Raw genomic sequence first — 18,139 nt, 5'->3', positions numbered from 1 at the left:
ACTACACTGCATCCAGAAGGAACTTGTTTGAAAAGCTTCGCAACGTTCATCCATCGCAAGACTGTCGCGGCGCTGTTACTGGCCGCGCTCCTCGCCGCAGGTACAGGGACGTACTACATGACCACCCGCACGGCACCGAACATCGTCGGCATCGTCTGGCAGCCGGACAACCAGACCGTCGGCATCAGCGGCAATTGGGAAAAACTGGGCGTGCATGAACTGCTGGTGCAATGGACGGTGGTGGACGACCAGGCCTTCGTGCCCGGCACCGGCCTGACCAGCGTGCCGGTACTGCCGGATTGGGCGCGCATCGCCAAAACGCCCTGGGCCCAGGATGTCATCCTCGGGCTGGCCGGCTATTTCAGCGAGAACCGCTCTCGGGACGATATCGAGCAACTGGCGGCGCTGTCGGAGCGCATCGCCGGGTTACCCACGCCATTGCATGTCACCGGTTGGTACTTTCCGGCTGAAGTCGACCCCAGTTGGTCAGGCGCCACGGAATTACCGGCCCTGCTCGCCAAGCTGCCGCGGCCGCTGTGGATCAGCGTCTACGACGGTGCCAACATTGGCCCCGCCGCCACCGCAGACTGGCTCAAGCAATGGCTGCCAAACGATATCGGCGTGTTTTTCCAGGACGGCGTCGGCGTCTACGCCCGCACCGCCCCGGTGGCCCGAAGCTACGCCGATGCCCTGCGCGATCGGCTTGGCAAGGATCGTGTGCGGATCATCGTCGAAGCCTTCCGCCCCCAATACGGTGGTGGTTTCCGCGCCGCCACCGTCGCCGAGCTCAAGCCACAACTGGCGGCCTATTCGAGCTACCCGCTCTACCTGTTCGATGGCCCGCACTACATGACACCTGCATTGGTGGACCAGCTGAAGCAAGCCCTGGCCACGCCTTGATCAGGGCTTGATGTTCTTCAGTTCATTGAGCAAGGCGAGCAGTTGCTGCATCTTTTCCTCGCCGAACTGTTCTTCGATCCGCCGGTAGTTGCCTTCCATGCCCTCGCTCATCGACACGAAGCACTGCTGGCCGCGTTCGGTCAGGCCGACGAAAACCCGGCGCTGGTCCTGGCTGGACTTCTGTCGCCGCACCAGGCCATCGCGCTCCAGGCGACTGAGCACACCGGTCATGCTCGGCTTGAGAATGCAGGCCTGATGGGCGAGCTGGTGGCTTTCCAACTCACCTTGCTGATGGAGGATGCGGATCACTCGCCACTGCTGTTCCGTGAGGTCATGCTGGTTCAGCGCCGGGCGGAAAAAAGCCATCGCCGCTTCGCGGGCTTGCAACAGGGTCAGGGTCAAAGAAGGTCTGGGGTTAGCCATGTTCGAACTGTGTGGATGGGCGAGTCGGCAGCTTAGTGTCGCTGTCACAGGGCTGCAAGCGCTCAACGCAACCCCGATTGCCGTTGGCGATACTCCCCCGGCGTGAGTTGGGCGTAACGCTGGAAAAACCGACTGAAATACGCCGGGTCCTTGAACCCGAGCTGGTAGCAGATTTCATTGGCCGAGCTGCCGGTGAACAACAGCAGTCGCTTGGCTTCCTGCATCAGCCGCTCCATGATCAGGCGCTTGGAAGGCAGGTCGGCGATGCGTCGGCACACGTCGTTGAGGCGCGCCTCGGTCACGCCGATACCCTCGGCGTAACGCGACAGCGGCCAATGTTGCAGGTAGTGGGCTTCGATCAGCTCGTTGAATCGATGAAAGATCTTCAGGTCTTCATGCCGTGCCGGCCTGGCTTCCAGGGAATTGGAACACAGCCGCAACAGGCTGATCATGATCAAGCGCGTCAACCCATCCAGCGCCGCACTGCGCCCCGGACGCCCCGCCACTACCTCCTCGCTCAGCTCCTCGAACAAGTATTCCAACCGTCGCACCTCCCCCGAGTGCCCAGGCCCCAGTTGCGCCAAGGCCACGCAGGCGGCCGGCATTTGCACGCCAGCCGGCGCCAGGCTCGGATCGGCGTCGATCAACTGCCACACCAATTGCTGGCGCACCGTCAGCACATGCCCGTCACTGTCGGCTTCGGTCACGAAGGCATGGGGAATGGTCGGCGGAGTGAGGAAGAACATCGGACCGGATTCGACGTACTGCTGGTCATCGAGGTACACGCGCACGGTGCCGCTCTTGACGTAGTGCACCTGGAAGAACCGGTCGTGGCGATGCACCGGCATGTTGCGGCCGAAAAAACCCGCCAGGTTGGCGAGCCGGTCGTAATGCACCTCGGCGTCGCTGTAGCGCTGGTCATACACCTGACCAATGTTGATGTTCGGGATCGGCTGGCGGTCGGTCATCACGCAGGGCTCGTTTTTATTCTGATTCAGGTACCTGTCGCACTCATCCTGCACCGAATCCGACGAGGCAACCAGTGCCGGTCATTCTGTCACGCTTGACGATAGTTAACATCTTAATTATAACTGTTAACACATTAACAATAATCGCAGAGCCTCATCACTCTGCCATCGCCAGGAGACAAGCATGAGCCGTGCCCTGCATGACGTCGCGACCGGCACCCTGTTCGGGGTCGCACTGAACTATCAGGGGCTGCTGAAGCAGCGCCTCGCCGAGTTCGAGCAACCGCCCTACCAGAAGCCGCCGCTCAAGCCCGTGCTGTTCATCAAGACGCCCAATACCCGCAACCGGCACGGCGCCGCAGTGGTTCATCCGGGTCATGGCGAAAGGCTGCAACCCGGACCGGCCCTGGGCGTGGTGATGGGCAAGTCGGCCAGCCGCGTCAGCGCCGCCGAAGCCTTGGACTACGTGGCCGGCTACACCGTCGTCAATGAATTCAGCCTCCCGGAAGACAGCTATTACCGCCCCGCCGTCAAGGCCAAGTGCCGGGACGGCTTCTGCGCCATCGGCCCGGAACTGGTGCCGATAGCCCAGGTGGCTGACCCCCACAGCCTGGCGATCACGCTGTACGTCAATGGCGAGGTGTGCCAGCAAAACAGCACGGCCAATTTCGTTCGCAACATTCCCCAGTTGATTGCCGAAATCAGCGAGTTCATGACCCTGCATGCCGGCGACGTCTTGATCACCGGCACGCCTGAGGGCCGGGTCGACGTATTGCCCGGTGACCGTGTCGAAGTGGACATCAGCGGCCTGGGCCGTCTGGTCAATACCGTCGTGGCCGAGGAAACAGGAGCAGGTTCATGAAGCACGCGCGCATTCGTTTTGAAGGCCAGGATCACGCCGTCACCGTTGAAGCCCACAACGCCGTACGCCTGGCGGACGGTCGCCTGCTGGCCGAGGACCAGGTCCAGTGGCTGCCCCCGGCCACCGGCAGCATGTTCGCCCTGGGCCTGAACTATGCCGATCACGCCGCCGAGTTGGCGTTCAAGCCGCCGACCGAACCCCTGGCGTTCATCAAGTCGCCCGGCACCTACACCGGCCATAACCAGGTGACGTGGCGTCCCGACAACGTCGCCTACATGCATTACGAGTGCGAGCTGGTGGCGGTCATCGGCAAAGCCGCGCGCAACGTCAAGCGCGAGGATGCACTGGGCTACCTGGCCGGCTACACCGTGTGCAACGACTATGCGATCCGCGACTTCCTGGAAAACTACTACCGCCCCAACCTGCGGGTGAAGAACCGTGACGCGACGACGCCCGTCGGCCCCTGGATCGTCGACGTGGCCGATGTGCCGGACCCGGGCAACCTGAAGCTGCGCACCTGGATCAACGGCCAGTTGCGCCAGGAAGGCAGCACGAAGGACATGATTTTCGACATCCCCTACCTGATCGAATACCTGTCCAGCTTCATGACCCTGCAGCCCGGCGACATGATCGCCACCGGCACGCCGGAAGGCCTGGCGGACGTGGTGCCCGGCGATGAAGTGGTAGTGGAAGTGGAAGGCGTCGGTCGCCTGGTCAATCGAATTGTCAGCGAAGCCGAGTTCTTCGCATCCCGTAAAGAGGCGTGAGCAGCATGATCAAACACTGGATCGACGGCCGTGAGGTCGAAAGCAAAGACGTCTTCGTCAACTACAATCCGGCCACCGGCGAGGCCATCGGCGAAGTCGCCAGCGGCGGCGCCGAGGAAGTGGCCCAAGCGGTCGCGGCGGCCAAGGAAGCGTTTCCGAAATGGGCCAACACCCCGGCCAAGGAGCGCGCCCGGCTGATGCGCAAGCTCGGTGAACTGATCGAGCAGAACGTGCCGAAGCTGGCCGAACTGGAAACCCTCGACACCGGTTTGCCGATCCACCAGACCAAGAACGTGCTGATCCCCCGGGCCTCCCACAACTTCGATTTCTTTGCTGAAGTCTGCACGCGGATGGACGGCCATACCTACCCGGTCGACGACCAGATGCTCAACTACACCCTGTACCAACCGGTGGGTGTCTGCGCACTGGTATCGCCCTGGAACGTGCCGTTCATGACCGCGACCTGGAAGACCGCGCCGTGCCTGGCCCTGGGCAACACGGCCGTGCTGAAGATGTCCGAGCTGTCGCCGTTGACCGCCAACGAGCTGGGGCGCCTGGCCGTCGAGGCCGGCATTCCCAATGGCGTGTTGAACGTGATCCAGGGTTACGGCGCCACCGCCGGCGATGCGCTGGTGCGCCACCCGGATGTGCGGGCGATCTCCTTCACCGGCGGCACCGCCACCGGCAAGAAAATCATGCAGACCGCCGGGTTGAAAAAGTACTCGATGGAACTGGGCGGCAAGTCGCCGGTGCTGATTTTCGAAGACGCCGACCTGGAACGGGCACTCGATGCCGCGCTGTTCACCATTTTTTCCCTCAATGGCGAACGCTGCACCGCCGGCAGCCGGATCTTCATCCAGGAAAGCGTCTACCCGCAATTCGTGGCCGAGTTTGCCGCCCGCGCCAAACGCCTGATCGTCGGCGACCCGCAAGACCCGAAAACCCAGGTCGGCTCGATGATCACCCAGGCCCATTACGACAAGGTCACCGGCTACATCAAGATCGGCCTCGAAGAAGGCGCCACCCTCCTGGCCGGTGGCCTGGAACGCCCGGCCAACCTGCCGGCACACTTGAGCCACGGCCAGTTCATTCAGCCAACGGTGTTCGCCGATGTGAACAACAAGATGCGCATCGCCCAGGAAGAAATCTTCGGCCCGGTGGTCTGCCTGATCCCGTTCAAGGATGAAGCCGAAGCCTTGCAACTGGCCAACGACACCGAATATGGCCTGGCTTCGTACATCTGGACCCAGGACATCGGCAAGGCTCATCGCCTGGCCCATGGCATCGAGGCCGGCATGGTCTTCATCAACAGCCAGAACGTGCGCGACCTGCGCCAGCCTTTCGGCGGCGTGAAGGGTTCCGGAACCGGCCGCGAAGGTGGACAGTACAGCTTTGAAGTGTTTGCCGAGATCAAGAACGTTTGCATTTCCATGGGCAGTCATCACATACCGCGGTGGGGGGTATGACCCGCACCGATTGATACCCCGTGCACCTATGGCAAGTGATACACCCTGTGGCGAGGGAGCGTGCTCCCGCTGGGCTGCGAAGCGGCCCCCGCTGTTCCTGGCGAGTGCTGCGCAATCGAGCGGGAGCAAGCTCCCTCGCCACAAGGTTCATCATCGATACTTGATTCACCCGCTGTCCCGAGATCCAACAAGAACAATTTTTCAGGAGAATCATCATGGGCGAAGTCGTCCTGGCGGCGAAAATCTGCCACGTTCCCTCGATGTACCTGTCGGAGCTGCCCGGCAAGCACCACGGTTGCCGCGCCGCCGCGATTGCCGGCCACAAGGAAATCGGCCGTCGCGCCCGTGAGCTGGGGGCCGATACCGCCGTGGTGTTCGACGTGCACTGGCTGGTCAACAGCGCCTATCACGTCAACAGCGGCGAGCACTTCAAGGGCGTCTACACCAGCAACGAGCTGCCGCACTTCATCAAGAACATGGAGTACGAATACTCGGGCGCCCCGGAGCTGGGCGAACTGATCGCCGCCGAGGCCAATGCCGTCGATGTGCGCACACTGGCCCACAACATCCCAAGCCTTGAACTGGAATACGGCACGCTGGTGCCCATGCGCTACATGCACATGGATATCGCCCAAGACCAGAAATTCAACGTCGTGTCGATTGCCGCCTGGTGCGCCTGGCATCGCCTGCAAGACAGCTTCACCTTCGGCGCCGCCGTGCGCCGGGCCATCGAGAAAAGCGATCGCAAGGTGCTGGTGCTGGCGTCCGGTTCGCTGTCGCACCGTTTCTCCGATGATCGCAACGCGGAAGCCAACATCCACAACTGGACACGGGAATTCGACAAGCAGGTCGACCTGCACGTCGTCGAGATGTGGCGCCAGGGCCGCTGGAAAGAGTTCTGCGCGATGCTCCCGGACTACGCCGAACACTGCTTCGGCGAAGGCAAGATGCATGACACGGCGATGCTGCTGGGGTTGCTCGGCGGACCGGACTACGACAAGCCCGCCGAAATCATCACCGAACCTTTCGGCAGCTCCGGCACCGGCCAGATCAACGCCATTTTCCCAGTCTGAGAAACAGCCACACGTTGCAAGCGGATCGCTTGCAACTTGCCGCTTGTAGCTCACCCCTCGAAGCTGCCGACGCAGGAGGCTCCCATGCCGCATTTCATCGCTGAATACACCGACAACATCGAACGACAAGCCGATCTGCCCGGCCTGTTTGAAAAGGTCCACGCCTTGCTGGGCGACAGCGGCGTGTTCCCCCTGGGCGGTATCCGCAGCCGTGGCGTGCGCCTGGACACCTGGCGCATGGCCGACGGCAAGCATGACTACGCCTTCGTGCACATGACCTTGAAAGTCGGCCATGGTCGCGACCTGGCCACCCGTCAGAACGTCGCGGAAAAACTCTTCGAGGTGATCACCGCGCACTTCGCCGAACTCCAGGCCCAACGCCTGCTGGCCCTGTCGTTCGAGATGATCGAGCTGCACGAGCAACTCAACTTCAAGGCCAACAACGTCCACGCCTTTCTCAAGGCCCAAGCCACCTGAATCCGCCTACCCCGCACTCCCCATCGGCCTCTCTGACAAAAAGTACAAGATCATGAGCACAGCCAATACCGCCAACACTGCCGGCACCGTCGCCCACGACCGCACCCATGCCACCATCACCTGGCGGCTGATGCCGTTGCTGCTGGTCTGTTACCTCTTCGCCCACCTGGATCGCATCAACATCGGCTTCGCGAAGATGCAGATGAGCGCCGACCTGCAATTCAGCGATACGGTCTACGGCTTCGGCGCCGGCCTGTTTTTCATCGCGTACGCGCTGTTTGGCGTACCCAGCAACATGGCCCTGGACCGGGTCGGTCCGCGGCGCTGGATCGCCACCCTGATGGTGGTCTGGGGCGCCCTGTCCACCGGCATGTTCCTCGTCGAGAGCGCCGCTGGTTTCTACGTGTTGCGCTTCCTGCTCGGCGTGGCCGAGGCGGGTTTCTTTCCTGGCATCCTGGTCTTTCTCAATCGCTGGTATCCGGCCCGGCGCCGGGCCCAGGTGACCGCCTTGTTTGCCATCGCCGTGCCGATGGCCGGGGTGATTGGCGGGCCATTGTCCGGTGGCATTCTCGAGCATTTCCATGACCTTGGCGGCCTGCGTGGCTGGCAGTGGATGTTCGTCATCGAAGGGCTGCCGGTGATCCTGCTCGGCCTCGTGGTGCTCAAGTGCCTGCCGGACAGTTTCGAGACGGTCAACTGGCTCACACCGCACGCCAAGCAGCAATTGCGTGAACAACTGAGCCTTGAAGAACAGCGCAAATCCATTACGTCGTTCTCGGCGATCCTCAACAACCCACAGGTCTGGCTGCTGGTGGCGGTGTATTTCGCGGTGATGCTGGCGGTGAACACCCTGGCCTTCTGGATGCCGACCCTGATCCACGGCGCCGGCATCGGCAGCGACGGCAAGGTCGGGCTACTCAGCGCGGTGCCCTACCTGGCTGGCTGCTTTTTCATGATCGGTTGCGGGCGCTCTTCCGACCGCCATCGCGAACGCCGTTGGCATCTGTGCGTGCCGCTGCTGATGGCAGCGGCAGGCATTGCCGTCGCCGGACTCTCACCCACCGACCCGACCCTGGTGCTGACTGGGCTGATCGTCGCCGGCATGGGCGCCAGTGCGGCGCTGCCGATGTTCTGGCAATTGCCGCCGGCCTTCCTGTCCAACGGCACCCAGGCCGCCGGCATCGCCCTGATCAGCTCCTTCGGCAGCATCGCCTCGTTCTTCGCGCCCTACCTGATCGGCTGGATGCGCGACACCACCCAGAGCGCCAGCCTCGCCCTGTACGTACTGGCACTGTTCATTACCCTTGGCGGCTTGCTGGTGCTGCGCACCCGGGCGGCCATCGTCAATCCTCAATAAGAGACCCTTGCCATGCTTGACCAGACTTTCATCCAGCAAGCCGCTGCCCGCCTCGACCGTGCCGAACGCTCCCGCGAACAGGTGCGGCAGTTTTCCCTCGATCACCCGGACATCACCATTGAAGATGCCTACGCCATCCAGCGTGCCTGGGTGGCACAAAAAATCCAGGACGGACGCAAGCTGGTCGGCCACAAGATCGGCCTGACCTCCCGCGCCATGCAGGTGTCGTCGAACATCACCGAACCGGACTACGGCGCGCTGCTGGACGACATGTTCTTCGACGAAGGCACCGACATCCCCTTCGAGCGCTTCATCGTGCCGCGGGTGGAAGTCGAGCTGGCGTTCATCCTCGGCAAGCCCTTGAAAGGCCCCAACGTGACGGTGTTCGACGTGCTCGATGCCACCGAATGGGTGATCCCGGCACTGGAAATCATCGATGCGCGTATCCAGCAGATCGACCCGCAGACCAAGGCGACCCGCAAGGTGTTCGACACCATTTCCGACAACGCCGCCAATGCCGGGGTGGTCATGGGCGGTCGCGCCGTACGCCCGACCGAGATCGACCTGCGCAAAGTGCCGGCGGTGCTTTACCGCAACGGTGTGATCGAAGAGTCCGGCGTCTCGGCGGCGGTGCTCAATCACCCGGCCAAAGGCGTGGCCTGGCTGGCGAACAAGCTGGCGGCCTATGACGTCACCCTGCAACCGGGACAGATCATCCTCGGCGGCTCCTTCACCCGCCCCGTGGCCGCCAACCCCGGCGATACCTTCCATGTCGACTACGACATGCTCGGTTCCATCGCCTGCCGTTTCGTCTGATCGGAGACCGCCTCATGGACATGCCCATCAATACCTTCAAGCAACGCCTGCGCAGCGGCGAGGCACAGATCGGCCTGTGGCTGGGTTTGGCCGATGCCTACTGTGCGGAACTGGCGGCCAATGCCGGCTTCGATTGGCTGCTGATCGACGGTGAACACGCGCCGAACGACTTGCGCACCTTGCTCGGCCAACTCCAGGCCGTGGCGCCCTACCCCGGCCAGCCGGTGATACGCCCGGTGGTCGGTGACACGGCGCTGATCAAGCAGGTGCTCGACATCGGCGTGCAAACCCTGCTGGTGCCCATGGTGGAAAGCGCCGAGCAGGCGCGTGAACTGGTGCGCGCCATCCACTACCCGCCCCAGGGTGTACGTGGCGTCGGCAGCGCGCTGGCCCGGGCGTCACGCTGGAACAGCATCCCCGGCTACCTCGACAAGGCCGATGAACAGATGTGCCTGCTGGTGCAGATCGAGAGCCGCGAAGGCCTGGCCAACCTGGATGCCATTGCCGCGGTGGAAGGTGTGGATGGGGTCTTTATCGGCCCGGCGGACCTGAGCGCGTCCATGGGCTTTCGCGGCAACCCCGGCCACCCGCAGGTGCAAGCGGCCATCGAGGACGCCATCGCCCGCATCCGCCAGGCCGGCAAGGCCGCCGGGATTCTCAGCGCCGATGAAAAACTGGCCCGGCGCTACATCGAACTTGGCGCGGCGTTTGTCGCGGTGGGCGTGGATACGACGGTGTTGATGCGGGGCTTGCAGACATTGGCGGCGACGTTCAAGGACACGCCAAAGCCTGCGGCTGGCGGCGTGTACTGATCGTTATCAAATACCTTGTGGCAAGGGGATCTGTGGGAGCAAAGCTTGCTCGCGAAACAGGCACCTCGGTCTCTGAAAGACCGCAGCGTCTTCATCGCGGGCAAGCCTTGCTCCCACAGAAAACAACCAGCCCGGGATCTCAGCGCCTGATCATCTTCAGCTCATTGAGCAACCCCAGCAACGTCTGCAGTTTTTCCTCCCCTAGCTGGTCCTGCAAACGCTGGTAATTCTCTTCCATGCTCTGGCTCATCGAATCGAAGCTCGCCTGCCCTTGCGGCGCCAGGCGCACCAGCACCCGCCGCTGATCCTGTTCGGCCTTGCGCCGCACCACCATGCCCGCCGCTTCCATGCGCACCAACACGCCGGTCATGCTGGGCTTGAGGATGCAGGCCAGTTCGGCCAGGCGATTGATCTCCAGCTCGTCGTGCTGGCTGAGAATCCGGATGACCCGCCATTGCTGCTCGGTCAAGCCGTGTTGATTGAGGGAAGGCCGGAAAAACCCCATGGCCGCTTCACGGGCTTGTAGCAGGGTCAGGGTCAAGGATTGGCGCGGCTTGGGCATGGAGTGGGTTCGCGAGAAGATTTAGTTAATGAGTTAACTAAATCTTAACAGCTTCCACCCATGCCGGACCATCCGTTCACAGAATCTGGATCCAGCGATGGTCCTTGCTCCCGCTGGACTGCGCACATAACCCTGTGGGAGCGAGCTTGCTCGCGATAGGGGCCTGTCAGTCAACATCAGTATCGACGGGGCCACCGCCATCGCGAGCAAGCTCGCTCCCACAGAAATGCATCGGCTTGACCAGGGGTGGATGCCAGTCATGTCGCTCAAGCGCCCTTGATCACCCCCTTGAGCACTTGTTTGAAATGCTCGACCTGTTCCTCGCTGAACTGGCCGAACACCTTGTCCTGCTGTTCCTTGGCGATGGCCCAGAGCCCTTCGGTCTCATCGATGCCCTTGGCGGTCAGGCGTACCCGCTCGCCTTCATCGCTCACCAGCCCCTTGCGCTTGAGGTTGGCCACGGCCTCTTCGATCTCGCGCACCGGCATCGCCACCTCCCGCTGCAGGTCGCACAGGTTCAGCCCGGCGTCGTTCTCCAGCACCATCAACATCCGCGCTTCGCTGGTACGCAACCCAGTGGACAACTGACGCGGCTGGTAGCTGGCCTGATAGGCCCGCAGCGCCTGGGTCATCAGGTAATACAGGTTATGGCTCAAGCGGCCCTGGAAATGACTGCTGGGGGACTGGCCCTCTTCCCGCTTGGTCATGCGAGTGTGGGGCAACACCATCGAGTAGGCGCCCTGGTGATAGAGCAAGGGCGAGCGTCCGAAATCGTCAAAGGCCACGACCTTGCCGATCATGATCCAGTGATCGCCACCGTCGACCTGCTGGAATTTTTCACAGTGAAAACGCGCCGAGCAATCGACAAACACCGGAGCGCCACCTTCGCCGGTCTCGAACTGGATGTCAGCGAAGCGGTCCTCCTTGGGGCGGGCGAAGTTGTTCGACAGGTCGATCTGGTCGGCAGCCAGCACGTTCACCGCGAAATGGCTGGCGGCTTCGAACACTTCGTGGCTGCTGGAGCGCTTGTCGATGCTCCACAAAATCAGCGGCGGATCCAGGGACACCGAGTTGAAACTGTTGGCCGTCACACCAACCTTGCGGCCATCTTCAGTGGCGGCGGTGACCACGGTCACGCCGGTGGCGAAGTTACCCAGGGCCCGGCGGAACGCGCGGGTGTCGAAAGCGGTATCACAAAGACTGGACATGCAAGACTCCCGGCCGCCTCAAGGGGCGGCCTCGATTATTGTTCTAGGGTTCAGCGAACAGGCGGTCAAACCATGGACGGATCGGGTTCGAGCCCCATCAGCTCACGACCGAGGATCTGCGCGCAGACGTCGTAGTCGGTGTAGGCATGGGCGCCGGTCAGGTGGGCATCGCGGAACAGCCGTTGCAACTCGTTGTTCTCGAACCAGGAGCCGCCGCCGGCCGCCTCCATCAAGCGGTCGACGGCCTGGATGCACAGCTTGGTGGCATACCCCTGGTTGGTCCGCCAGAACGCCAGGGTTTCCCGGCTGGGGTACTCGTGGCGCTCGCCATGTTCGGCGTGCTCCTGCCAGGTTTTCTCGAGGAAGGCACGGGCCGCCGCCACCTGGTGGGTGGACTCGGCCAGGCGCATCAACGCCGGGGTGGCGGCACCGACGGCCGCGCCGGTGTAGGCCCGCACACGGTTCCTGGTTTTCTCGCGAAAGACCTCCAGCATGCGTTCGGCCACGCCCAGGCTGACCGTGGAGAAACCACTGGCGAAGTACGGCCGGTACGGCGAGTAGAAAATCTTGCTGTCGGGATACAAGCCGAATCCACCGGACTTGCCTTCCATCATGTCCTTGGCCTTCTGGATCCGGTGTTCCGGCACGAAAGCGTTGTCGATGATCAGCGTCTTGCTGCCACTGCCGCGCATGCCCACCGCGAACCAGTCATCGCGAATTTCATAGTCGCTGCGCGGCAGCACCGCGAAGCAATAGTCCTGGGTGCCTTCGGCGTTTTTCCGGCGAAACCCCACGATCGCCCATTCGGCGTGATCGCAGCCGCTGCTCCAACCCATTTCACCGCTGAACATCACACCGCCGTCGACTTCCTCGGTGCGGCCAAACGGTGCGATGCTGCTGCTGGCGGTGGCATCCGGGTCATCGCCCCAGACCTCTTGCTGGGCCTTGGCCGGGAACATCGCCAACTGATGGCTGTGGGTGCACAACAGGCTCATGGCCCAGGCCGTGCTGGCGCAGGCACCGGCCAGCAGCGCGATGCAATCGGCGAACTGCGGCAGGGAAATCTCCAGGCCACCGTAAGGTTTCGGCTGGAAGGCCCGGTGCATGCCGATGCTTTTGAGCAAGGCGATATTCTCGGCAGGCACGCTACGGTCTTTCTCCGCCTGGAAGGCGTTGGCGGCGATGGCCGGCAGGAGGGGCTTGAGGTCTTCGAGCAGCGGGTTTGGCTTTTTCATGGACGGGCTCTTTTATTATTGGCATCTGCCGATCCCGCCTTTGCCCGGCAACCTCAGGTTGCACAAACAGCGGGATCCGTGATTAAGGCCGGTCCAGTATGGGCAATCGCGGGCAGGTGAAAAATGCACCTTCCAGATCCAAGATTGTACTTTTCATGGGGCAGGTTTCGACGCCATGGCGCGCTCGGTCAAATCCCCCGGCACGGATGATCAAGACAAGCGCCCCGCCAAGGCTCTTAATAGGGCCATCCCCTGCAATGCCTTGCGTAGGCGTGGCAACGGAGTTTCCTTTCACTTTGTCAGGTTGCGTCATGATCAATATCGAAACGCCCACCTATTACACGGCCACCAAGAAATACAACCTCAGCTTCCCCACGCTGGAACAGGACGTGGAAGCCGACGTCGTGGTCATTGGCGGTGGTTTTTCCGGCATCAATACCGCGCTGGAGCTCGCTGAAAAAGGCATCACCAACATCGTGGTGCTGGAGGCGCGTTACCTTGGGTTCGGCGGCACCGGGCGCAATGGCGGGCAGATCATGGCCGGCATCGGCCATGACCTGGAAAAGATCAAGAAGGACGTCGGTGAAGACGGCCTGCGCCAGGTCTTCGAGATCAGCGACCTGGGCGCCGACATCATCAAGGACCGTATCGCCAAGTACGCTATCGATGCCGATTTCTGCCACGGCTACGGCTACATGGGTTTCAACGCCCGCCAGGAAAAAACCCTGCGGGCCTGGGAAAAAGACTTCAAGTCGATCAACAGCAAACATGAGATCCGCTTCCTCGGCGGCTCCGACGTGCAGCAGATCATTGGCTCCAAGGCCTACAGCAGTGCATTGCTGCACATGGGCGGCGGGCATGTGCACTCGCTGAACCTGCTGCTGGGTGAAGCCAAGGCGGTAGTCAGCCACGGCGTACGGATCTTCGAAAACAGCCCGGCGCTGGAAGTCAGCTATGGCGAGCGCATCACCGTGCGCACCGGACGCGGCTCGGTCAGGGCCAGCAAGCTGCTCTGGGCCTGCGACAGTTTCCTCAACAAACTGGAACCGGAACTGCACCGCTCGACCATCAACACCTACGCCTTCCAGATGATGACCGAGCCACTGTCGGACGAACTGATCCAGCGCATCAGCCCGATTCGCGGTGCCTACAGCGACATTCGCCCGGTGATCGACTACTACCGCGTCACCAACGAAAACCGCCTGCTGTTCGGTGCCGCCACGCCATTGGTGGAGCACATTCCCCAGGATCTCAAGGCCTGGAACCGGCGCCTGATGCTGAAGATCTTCCCGTACCTCAAGGACGTGAAGATCGACCTGGCCTGGGGCGGCCCGATGGCCTGCAGCCCGAACCTGTTCCCGCAGATCGGCACCCTGCCCGGGCGCAGCAACGCGTTTTTCGTCCAGGGTTACTCAGGCTTTGGCGTCACCCCGAGCCACATCATCTGCAAGGTGCTGGCCGAAGGCATGAGCGAAGGCTCGGCGCGCTACGACCTGGTCAGTTCGATCCACCGCCCGACCATCATCGGCAAAGACGCCATTCGCCCATTGCTGCTGACCGCCGGCAAGTCCTGGCATCAGCTGTCGGGCTACTGGAACGGCCGTCGCTGACGGCCAACCTCCTTCTTCCTTTCAATCATCAGGAGTCACCTGCCATGCCCCTCATCACCCTCGAAAAAGACATCCAGCTGTCCGACCTGGACGCCTGGGGCACCGTCGCCGACCTGGGTTCGCAGATTCTCGAAGGCGAAGTCAAGGCCTTCGGCAAGATGACCTTCGGCGCCCCCACCGACCCCGTCAGCAGCGCCTACTTCGGCACCACCCAGGGCAAGTTCCGGATGGTCTACCCCTTCGCCGAACAAGCCACCGTGGTCACCGGTGAAGTGGTCCTCACCGACGAAGCCACCGGCCAGAGCACCCGCTACAAGGCCGGCGACAGCTGGTTCGTGACCAAGGGCACACCGGTGTTGTGGGAAGTGGTCAGCGAAAGTTTCGTCAAGCACTACTTCGCGGTAGTCTGACCGGACAGGGCTGCCGGCCCACCCGGCAGCCCGCTTGCGAAGGTTGCGACCATGAACGTCATCGCCCAGGACATCGCCGGCCATTGCCTGCACGCCTTCACCCAACTGGTTCCCGTCAGCCGGGCGGCGTTCTACTGCGTGGATCGGCAGTTGCAAGCCCACGACTTCAGCCTCCATGGGATGAGCGGCGAGATGCACCGCGACTACCTGGACAATTACCGCCAGTTCGACCCCCTGCACCCGCGCCACTGCGCGCCCAGCGAACTGGCCGTGGTGCCGTTGGGCCTGGCGATGGCCCGCCAACCGTTGCGTGACAACCATCGTTATCGCGACTTCCTGCAACGCTATGGCGTGGTCGACGTGGTGGAAGTCTTCGCCCATCGCGATGGTCAGCCCCAAGCCGCGGTTTCGTTGTTGCGCACCGCCGAGCAAGGCGTCTTCACCCATCAGCAGTTGAGCCAGCTCAGCGCGTTGCAGGCCTTGTTGCAATTGGCCGTGGCCCATTTGCCGGCCCATGAGGATGCACTGGGCGACTTGACGCCCAAGGAGCGCCAGATCGCCTGGCTGTTACGTCAAGGCGTCAGCAACAAGCAACTGGCCCGGGAACTGGGGGTGGGCTTGCCGACCATCAAGACTCACCTGATCCACCTGTTCCGCAAAGTCGGTGTGAGCAGTCGCACCGAGCTGGTCAGCGCACTGTTCCTCTGATCAACCATCTGGTTGATAGGCCGCCACTGCGCGGCGCCGCATGATCCGAGTGGCTAATTCAACCACCGGAGCCTTGCAAATGAGCACATCTACAGACTGGATCACCGTCGGCGCCCTGGCCGATGGCTTTGCCCCCGAAGCCTTCATCCTGCCAAACCTGGCCGACCTGGACGGCAAGACGTTCACCCTGCACTTCGCCAACGGCTGGCAGATCGAGCACCGATTCGAGCAGGACACCCTGACCTGGAACGCCGCCGATGGGCATTCCAGCGGCACCGCCACCTACCGGGCCACATCCGTACGACCGGGCCTGTACCTGGTGGACTTCATCAAGCGCGAAGGCGAGCTGACCTCATCGATAAGCCTCGTGCTCGATACCGCCAGCGCCGCCTTCACCGCCGTGATCGGCCGCATGCCAAGCCAGCCGGAAACCGGCGAAGGCCTCTACAGCCGGGCATTGGCCGGCAAACCATTGACCTCGGTTCAAGCGCAGTTCCTGCACGGCAGCCTCGACCGTCCCTGGCAGCCTGGCCTGTGCCCGCACGCACCGACCACCGAGCTGGTGGGGCTGCGCAACCTGTATCGCTACAGCCCGAGTGAAGTCTACGAACACATTTACCTCAACGACCAGTTCTACTCCTGGCAGTGCCTCAAAGGCGTTGAGCAAGGCCTGTGCGACACCGATCGCTGCGACACCTACAAGATCGCCGATCAGTTGTACCTGTTCGTGTGGCGAGAAAAGATCATCCCGACCCTGGGGTTGGTGCTGATCGACCTGCAGCAGCACCGCAGTGACGGCAAGATCTTCGGCTATGCCGGTGAGTCCTTCGATGAGTTTTCCAATTTCCCGGTCAGTTCCTACTGCCAGGTGCTCAATCAGACGGAGTATCCCGATGCCTGAATCACGTACCGTGGTGATCACCGGTGCCGGTACCGGCATCGGCGCCGCCTGCGCTCGCCTGTATGCCGCCGAAGGCGCCAACCTGGTGCTGATCGGCCGCCGTCGCGAGCCCCTGGAAGCACTCGCCGCGGACATCGGCGGCCTGGTGCTGGTGGGCGACGCGGCCTGTCCGGACACCTGGGACGGCTTCGTCGAGCAGATTCGCGCGCGTCATGGCCGACTCGACGTGCTGCTCGCCTGTGCCGGTGGCTTGGGAATGGGCAGCGCCACTGAGACTCAGCCATCGGCCTGGGAAGCGGCCCTGCGCAGCAACCTCGACAGCGCCTTCTACAGCGCCCGGGCATGCCTGCCACTGCTGCAGGAAAACGCCGGCAATATTGTGCTGATCGCCTCCATCGCTTCATTGGCGGCAGGCCCCCACGTGTGCGGCTACACCACCGCCAAACACGCCCTGCTGGGCCTCAACCGCTCCCTGGCAAGGGATTACGGGCCTCATGGCGTGCGAGTCAATACGGTCTGCCCTGGCTGGGTCCGCACGCCTATGGCCGATGAAGAAATGCAGGCATTGATGCAGTTCCATGGCGAAACGTTGCAGCAGGCCTATGACCGGGTCTGCGCCGACGTGCCGTTGCGCAAGGCTGCCAGTGCGGAGGAAATCGCCAACGTCTGCCGCTTCCTGGCCTCGCCCGATGCATCGATCATCACCGGGGCGACGCTGGTCGCCGATGGCGGCTCCAGCATCGTCGACGTGCCGACACTGGCCTTCAGCCGGATGGAGGCCAGCGATGTCTGAGGATCTGGATTTCAGCGGCCAGACCGTACTGGTCACGGGCGGCGCCCAGGGCATCGGCCGGGCCATCGTCGAAGCGTTTGCCCTGCGCGGGGCACGCGTGGTCATCGCCGACCTGGGCCTGGCCCGCGCCGAGGCGGTAGCCGACGAACTGACGGCCGTGGGTTGTCAGGTGCAGGCGGTGGGCGTTGACCTGGCCGACGCGACGGCGATCTTCGAAATGATGAGCGCGCTGGAACAGCGCTTGGGGAGGCTGGATACCCTGGTGCACAACGCCGGGTATTTTCCGTTGACGCCGTTCGCCGAGATCACCCCGGCGATGCTCGAGCGAACGCTGGCGGTGAACCTGTCGGCGCTGTTCTGGCTGACCCAGGCGGCGCTGCCGATGTTCCGGCGCCAGGGCCGAGGCTGCGTGCTGGTGACCTCCTCGGTCACCGGCCCGCGGGTGGCGTATCCGGGGCTCAGCCACTACGCGGCCTCCAAGGCCGGGGTCAATGGTTTCATTCGCAACGCCGCGCTGGAACTGGCGGCCGAGAATGTCCGCGTCAACGGGGTCGAGCCGGGCATGATCGCGACACCGGCCATGGCCAACCTGGGCGACGATGAAGTCAACCAGGACATTGCCCGCCGGGTGCCGCTGGGTCGATTGGGTCAACCGAGCGACATCGCCGGCGCCATGCTGTTCCTGGCGTCGAGCCTGGCCAGTTATGTGACCGGGCAGACGTTGGTGGTCGATGGGGGTTCGACGTTGCCGGAGGTTTGAACCTATGGGAGCGGTGCCTCGCTGACGATGG

20 protein-coding genes are annotated in these 18,139 nt (G+C 62.8%); 15 read left to right on the top strand and 5 right to left on the bottom strand.

The annotated features are described in order from the left end of the window. The first annotated feature begins 117 nt into the window (after positions 1 to 117). Entirely contained in the window at positions 118 to 900 is a 783-nt protein-coding gene (locus tag AO356_RS25635; RefSeq protein ID WP_109791143.1) for a hypothetical protein, read from the top strand. Here the strand turns inward: AO356_RS25635 and hpaR (AO356_RS25630) are convergent, their stop codons facing one another. Then, positions 901 to 1,323 (bottom strand): homoprotocatechuate degradation operon regulator HpaR, encoded by a 423-nt coding sequence (hpaR, locus tag AO356_RS25630; RefSeq protein ID WP_060742174.1) that lies wholly within the window; start codon positions 1,321 to 1,323, stop codon positions 901 to 903. 62 nt (positions 1,324 to 1,385) lie between these two features. Next, positions 1,386 to 2,291 (bottom strand): 4-hydroxyphenylacetate catabolism regulatory protein HpaA, encoded by a 906-nt coding sequence (gene hpaA / locus AO356_RS25625; protein ID WP_060742173.1) that lies wholly within the window; start codon positions 2,289 to 2,291, stop codon positions 1,386 to 1,388. Between the two features lie 184 nt (positions 2,292 to 2,475). On the opposite strand from hpaA, the gene AO356_RS25620 reads away from it, so the two are divergent. The 8 genes from AO356_RS25620 (at position 2,476) to hpaI (ending at position 9,921) form a co-directional block, all read left to right on the top strand. Then, positions 2,476 to 3,153, top strand: coding sequence for a fumarylacetoacetate hydrolase family protein (locus tag AO356_RS25620; protein WP_060742172.1), 678 nt, complete (start codon positions 2,476 to 2,478; stop codon positions 3,151 to 3,153). Continuing rightward, positions 3,150 to 3,920: a fumarylacetoacetate hydrolase family protein gene (locus tag AO356_RS25615; RefSeq protein WP_060742171.1), complete on the top strand. Its 771-nt coding sequence runs from the start codon at positions 3,150 to 3,152 to the stop codon at positions 3,918 to 3,920. Before AO356_RS25620 ends, AO356_RS25615 begins: the two co-directional genes overlap by 4 nt. Before the next feature lie 5 nt (positions 3,921 to 3,925). Beyond that, a complete protein-coding gene (hpaE, locus tag AO356_RS25610) occupies positions 3,926 to 5,386 on the top strand; it encodes a 5-carboxymethyl-2-hydroxymuconate semialdehyde dehydrogenase (RefSeq protein ID WP_060742170.1) in 1,461 nt (486 codons plus the stop codon). Between the two features lie 215 nt (positions 5,387 to 5,601). Then, entirely contained in the window at positions 5,602 to 6,459 is an 858-nt protein-coding gene (gene hpaD, locus AO356_RS25605; RefSeq protein ID WP_060742169.1) for a 3,4-dihydroxyphenylacetate 2,3-dioxygenase, read from the top strand. A gap of 84 nt (positions 6,460 to 6,543) precedes the next feature. Beyond that, entirely contained in the window at positions 6,544 to 6,936 is a 393-nt protein-coding gene (locus AO356_RS25600; protein ID WP_060742168.1) for a 5-carboxymethyl-2-hydroxymuconate Delta-isomerase, read from the top strand. 52 nt (positions 6,937 to 6,988) lie between these two features. Continuing rightward, a complete protein-coding gene (locus tag AO356_RS25595; RefSeq protein WP_060742167.1) occupies positions 6,989 to 8,293 on the top strand; it encodes an MFS transporter in 1,305 nt (434 codons plus the stop codon). Between the two features lie 12 nt (positions 8,294 to 8,305). After that, positions 8,306 to 9,109: a 2-oxo-hept-4-ene-1,7-dioate hydratase gene (hpaH, locus tag AO356_RS25590; protein ID WP_060742166.1), complete on the top strand. Its 804-nt coding sequence runs from the start codon at positions 8,306 to 8,308 to the stop codon at positions 9,107 to 9,109. 14 nt (positions 9,110 to 9,123) lie between these two features. Beyond that, on the top strand, positions 9,124 to 9,921 hold the full coding sequence (gene hpaI / locus AO356_RS25585; protein ID WP_060742165.1) for a 4-hydroxy-2-oxoheptanedioate aldolase: 798 nt from the start codon (positions 9,124 to 9,126) through the stop codon (positions 9,919 to 9,921). Positions 9,922 to 10,060: 139 nt separating this feature from the next. Here hpaI and hpaR (AO356_RS25580) read toward each other — a convergent pair whose 3' ends face one another. The 3 genes from hpaR (AO356_RS25580) to AO356_RS25570 all read right to left on the bottom strand — a co-directional run bounded on the left by hpaR (AO356_RS25580) (position 10,061) and on the right by AO356_RS25570 (position 12,926). Then, the gene (gene hpaR, locus AO356_RS25580) at positions 10,061 to 10,483 is read right to left on the bottom strand and encodes a homoprotocatechuate degradation operon regulator HpaR (RefSeq protein ID WP_060742164.1); all 423 of its coding nucleotides are present in this window, start codon (positions 10,481 to 10,483) and stop codon (positions 10,061 to 10,063) included. 266 nt (positions 10,484 to 10,749) lie between these two features. Next, entirely contained in the window at positions 10,750 to 11,691 is a 942-nt protein-coding gene (locus tag AO356_RS25575) for a p-hydroxyphenylacetate 3-hydroxylase reductase component (RefSeq protein WP_060742163.1), read from the bottom strand. Positions 11,692 to 11,756: 65 nt separating this feature from the next. Next, positions 11,757 to 12,926: a p-hydroxyphenylacetate 3-hydroxylase oxygenase component gene (locus AO356_RS25570; protein ID WP_060742162.1), complete on the bottom strand. Its 1,170-nt coding sequence runs from the start codon at positions 12,924 to 12,926 to the stop codon at positions 11,757 to 11,759. A gap of 311 nt (positions 12,927 to 13,237) precedes the next feature. Between AO356_RS25570 and AO356_RS25565 the strand changes: the two genes are divergently transcribed. From AO356_RS25565 to AO356_RS25540, 6 genes are all read left to right on the top strand, one after another. Then, a complete protein-coding gene (locus AO356_RS25565; RefSeq protein WP_060742161.1) occupies positions 13,238 to 14,536 on the top strand; it encodes an NAD(P)/FAD-dependent oxidoreductase in 1,299 nt (432 codons plus the stop codon). A 44-nt stretch (positions 14,537 to 14,580) separates the two neighbouring features. Next, positions 14,581 to 14,946, top strand: coding sequence for a cupin domain-containing protein (locus tag AO356_RS25560; protein WP_053122428.1), 366 nt, complete (start codon positions 14,581 to 14,583; stop codon positions 14,944 to 14,946). Between the two features lie 51 nt (positions 14,947 to 14,997). Continuing rightward, the gene (locus AO356_RS25555; RefSeq protein WP_060742160.1) at positions 14,998 to 15,654 is read left to right on the top strand and encodes a helix-turn-helix transcriptional regulator; all 657 of its coding nucleotides are present in this window, start codon (positions 14,998 to 15,000) and stop codon (positions 15,652 to 15,654) included. Positions 15,655 to 15,733: 79 nt separating this feature from the next. Continuing rightward, a complete protein-coding gene (locus AO356_RS25550; RefSeq protein ID WP_060742159.1) occupies positions 15,734 to 16,555 on the top strand; it encodes a molybdenum cofactor biosynthesis F family protein in 822 nt (273 codons plus the stop codon). Continuing rightward, positions 16,548 to 17,348 carry an SDR family NAD(P)-dependent oxidoreductase gene (locus AO356_RS25545; protein WP_060742158.1) on the top strand — a complete coding sequence of 267 codons (801 nt, stop codon included), beginning with the start codon at positions 16,548 to 16,550 and terminating at the stop codon, positions 17,346 to 17,348. Before AO356_RS25550 ends, AO356_RS25545 begins: the two co-directional genes overlap by 8 nt. Further along, complete coding sequence (locus tag AO356_RS25540) at positions 17,341 to 18,108, top strand: SDR family oxidoreductase (RefSeq protein ID WP_060742157.1); 768 nt, start codon at positions 17,341 to 17,343, stop codon at positions 18,106 to 18,108. Before AO356_RS25545 ends, AO356_RS25540 begins: the two co-directional genes overlap by 8 nt. The last annotated feature ends 31 nt before the right edge of the window (positions 18,109 to 18,139 follow it).

Source organism: Pseudomonas fluorescens, assembly GCF_001307275.1.
Taxonomy (GTDB): domain Bacteria; phylum Pseudomonadota; class Gammaproteobacteria; order Pseudomonadales; family Pseudomonadaceae; genus Aquipseudomonas; species Aquipseudomonas fluorescens_AA.
Note: the sequence above shows the minus strand (reverse complement) of the source record. Positions and strands in the feature narration are given on the sequence as shown.

Excerpts from the sequence above, each read along its gene's own strand:
- AO356_RS25635 (WP_109791143.1), top strand. The coding sequence starts at position 118 with ATGACCACCCGCACGGCACCGAACATCGTCGGCATCGTCTGGCAGCCG.
- hpaR (WP_060742174.1), bottom strand. The coding sequence starts at position 1,323 with ATGGCTAACCCCAGACCTTCTTTGACCCTGACCCTGTTGCAAGCCCGC.
- hpaA (WP_060742173.1), bottom strand. The coding sequence starts at position 2,291 with ATGACCGACCGCCAGCCGATCCCGAACATCAACATTGGTCAGGTGTAT.
- AO356_RS25620 (WP_060742172.1), top strand. The coding sequence starts at position 2,476 with ATGAGCCGTGCCCTGCATGACGTCGCGACCGGCACCCTGTTCGGGGTC.
- AO356_RS25615 (WP_060742171.1), top strand. The coding sequence starts at position 3,150 with ATGAAGCACGCGCGCATTCGTTTTGAAGGCCAGGATCACGCCGTCACC.
- hpaE (WP_060742170.1), top strand. The coding sequence starts at position 3,926 with ATGATCAAACACTGGATCGACGGCCGTGAGGTCGAAAGCAAAGACGTC.
- hpaD (WP_060742169.1), top strand. The coding sequence starts at position 5,602 with ATGGGCGAAGTCGTCCTGGCGGCGAAAATCTGCCACGTTCCCTCGATG.
- AO356_RS25600 (WP_060742168.1), top strand. The coding sequence starts at position 6,544 with ATGCCGCATTTCATCGCTGAATACACCGACAACATCGAACGACAAGCC.
- AO356_RS25595 (WP_060742167.1), top strand. The coding sequence starts at position 6,989 with ATGAGCACAGCCAATACCGCCAACACTGCCGGCACCGTCGCCCACGAC.
- hpaH (WP_060742166.1), top strand. The coding sequence starts at position 8,306 with ATGCTTGACCAGACTTTCATCCAGCAAGCCGCTGCCCGCCTCGACCGT.
- hpaI (WP_060742165.1), top strand. The coding sequence starts at position 9,124 with ATGGACATGCCCATCAATACCTTCAAGCAACGCCTGCGCAGCGGCGAG.
- hpaR (WP_060742164.1), bottom strand. The coding sequence starts at position 10,483 with ATGCCCAAGCCGCGCCAATCCTTGACCCTGACCCTGCTACAAGCCCGT.
- AO356_RS25575 (WP_060742163.1), bottom strand. The coding sequence starts at position 11,691 with ATGTCCAGTCTTTGTGATACCGCTTTCGACACCCGCGCGTTCCGCCGG.
- AO356_RS25570 (WP_060742162.1), bottom strand. The coding sequence starts at position 12,926 with ATGAAAAAGCCAAACCCGCTGCTCGAAGACCTCAAGCCCCTCCTGCCG.
- AO356_RS25565 (WP_060742161.1), top strand. The coding sequence starts at position 13,238 with ATGATCAATATCGAAACGCCCACCTATTACACGGCCACCAAGAAATAC.
- AO356_RS25560 (WP_053122428.1), top strand. The coding sequence starts at position 14,581 with ATGCCCCTCATCACCCTCGAAAAAGACATCCAGCTGTCCGACCTGGAC.
- AO356_RS25555 (WP_060742160.1), top strand. The coding sequence starts at position 14,998 with ATGAACGTCATCGCCCAGGACATCGCCGGCCATTGCCTGCACGCCTTC.
- AO356_RS25550 (WP_060742159.1), top strand. The coding sequence starts at position 15,734 with ATGAGCACATCTACAGACTGGATCACCGTCGGCGCCCTGGCCGATGGC.
- AO356_RS25545 (WP_060742158.1), top strand. The coding sequence starts at position 16,548 with ATGCCTGAATCACGTACCGTGGTGATCACCGGTGCCGGTACCGGCATC.
- AO356_RS25540 (WP_060742157.1), top strand. The coding sequence starts at position 17,341 with ATGTCTGAGGATCTGGATTTCAGCGGCCAGACCGTACTGGTCACGGGC.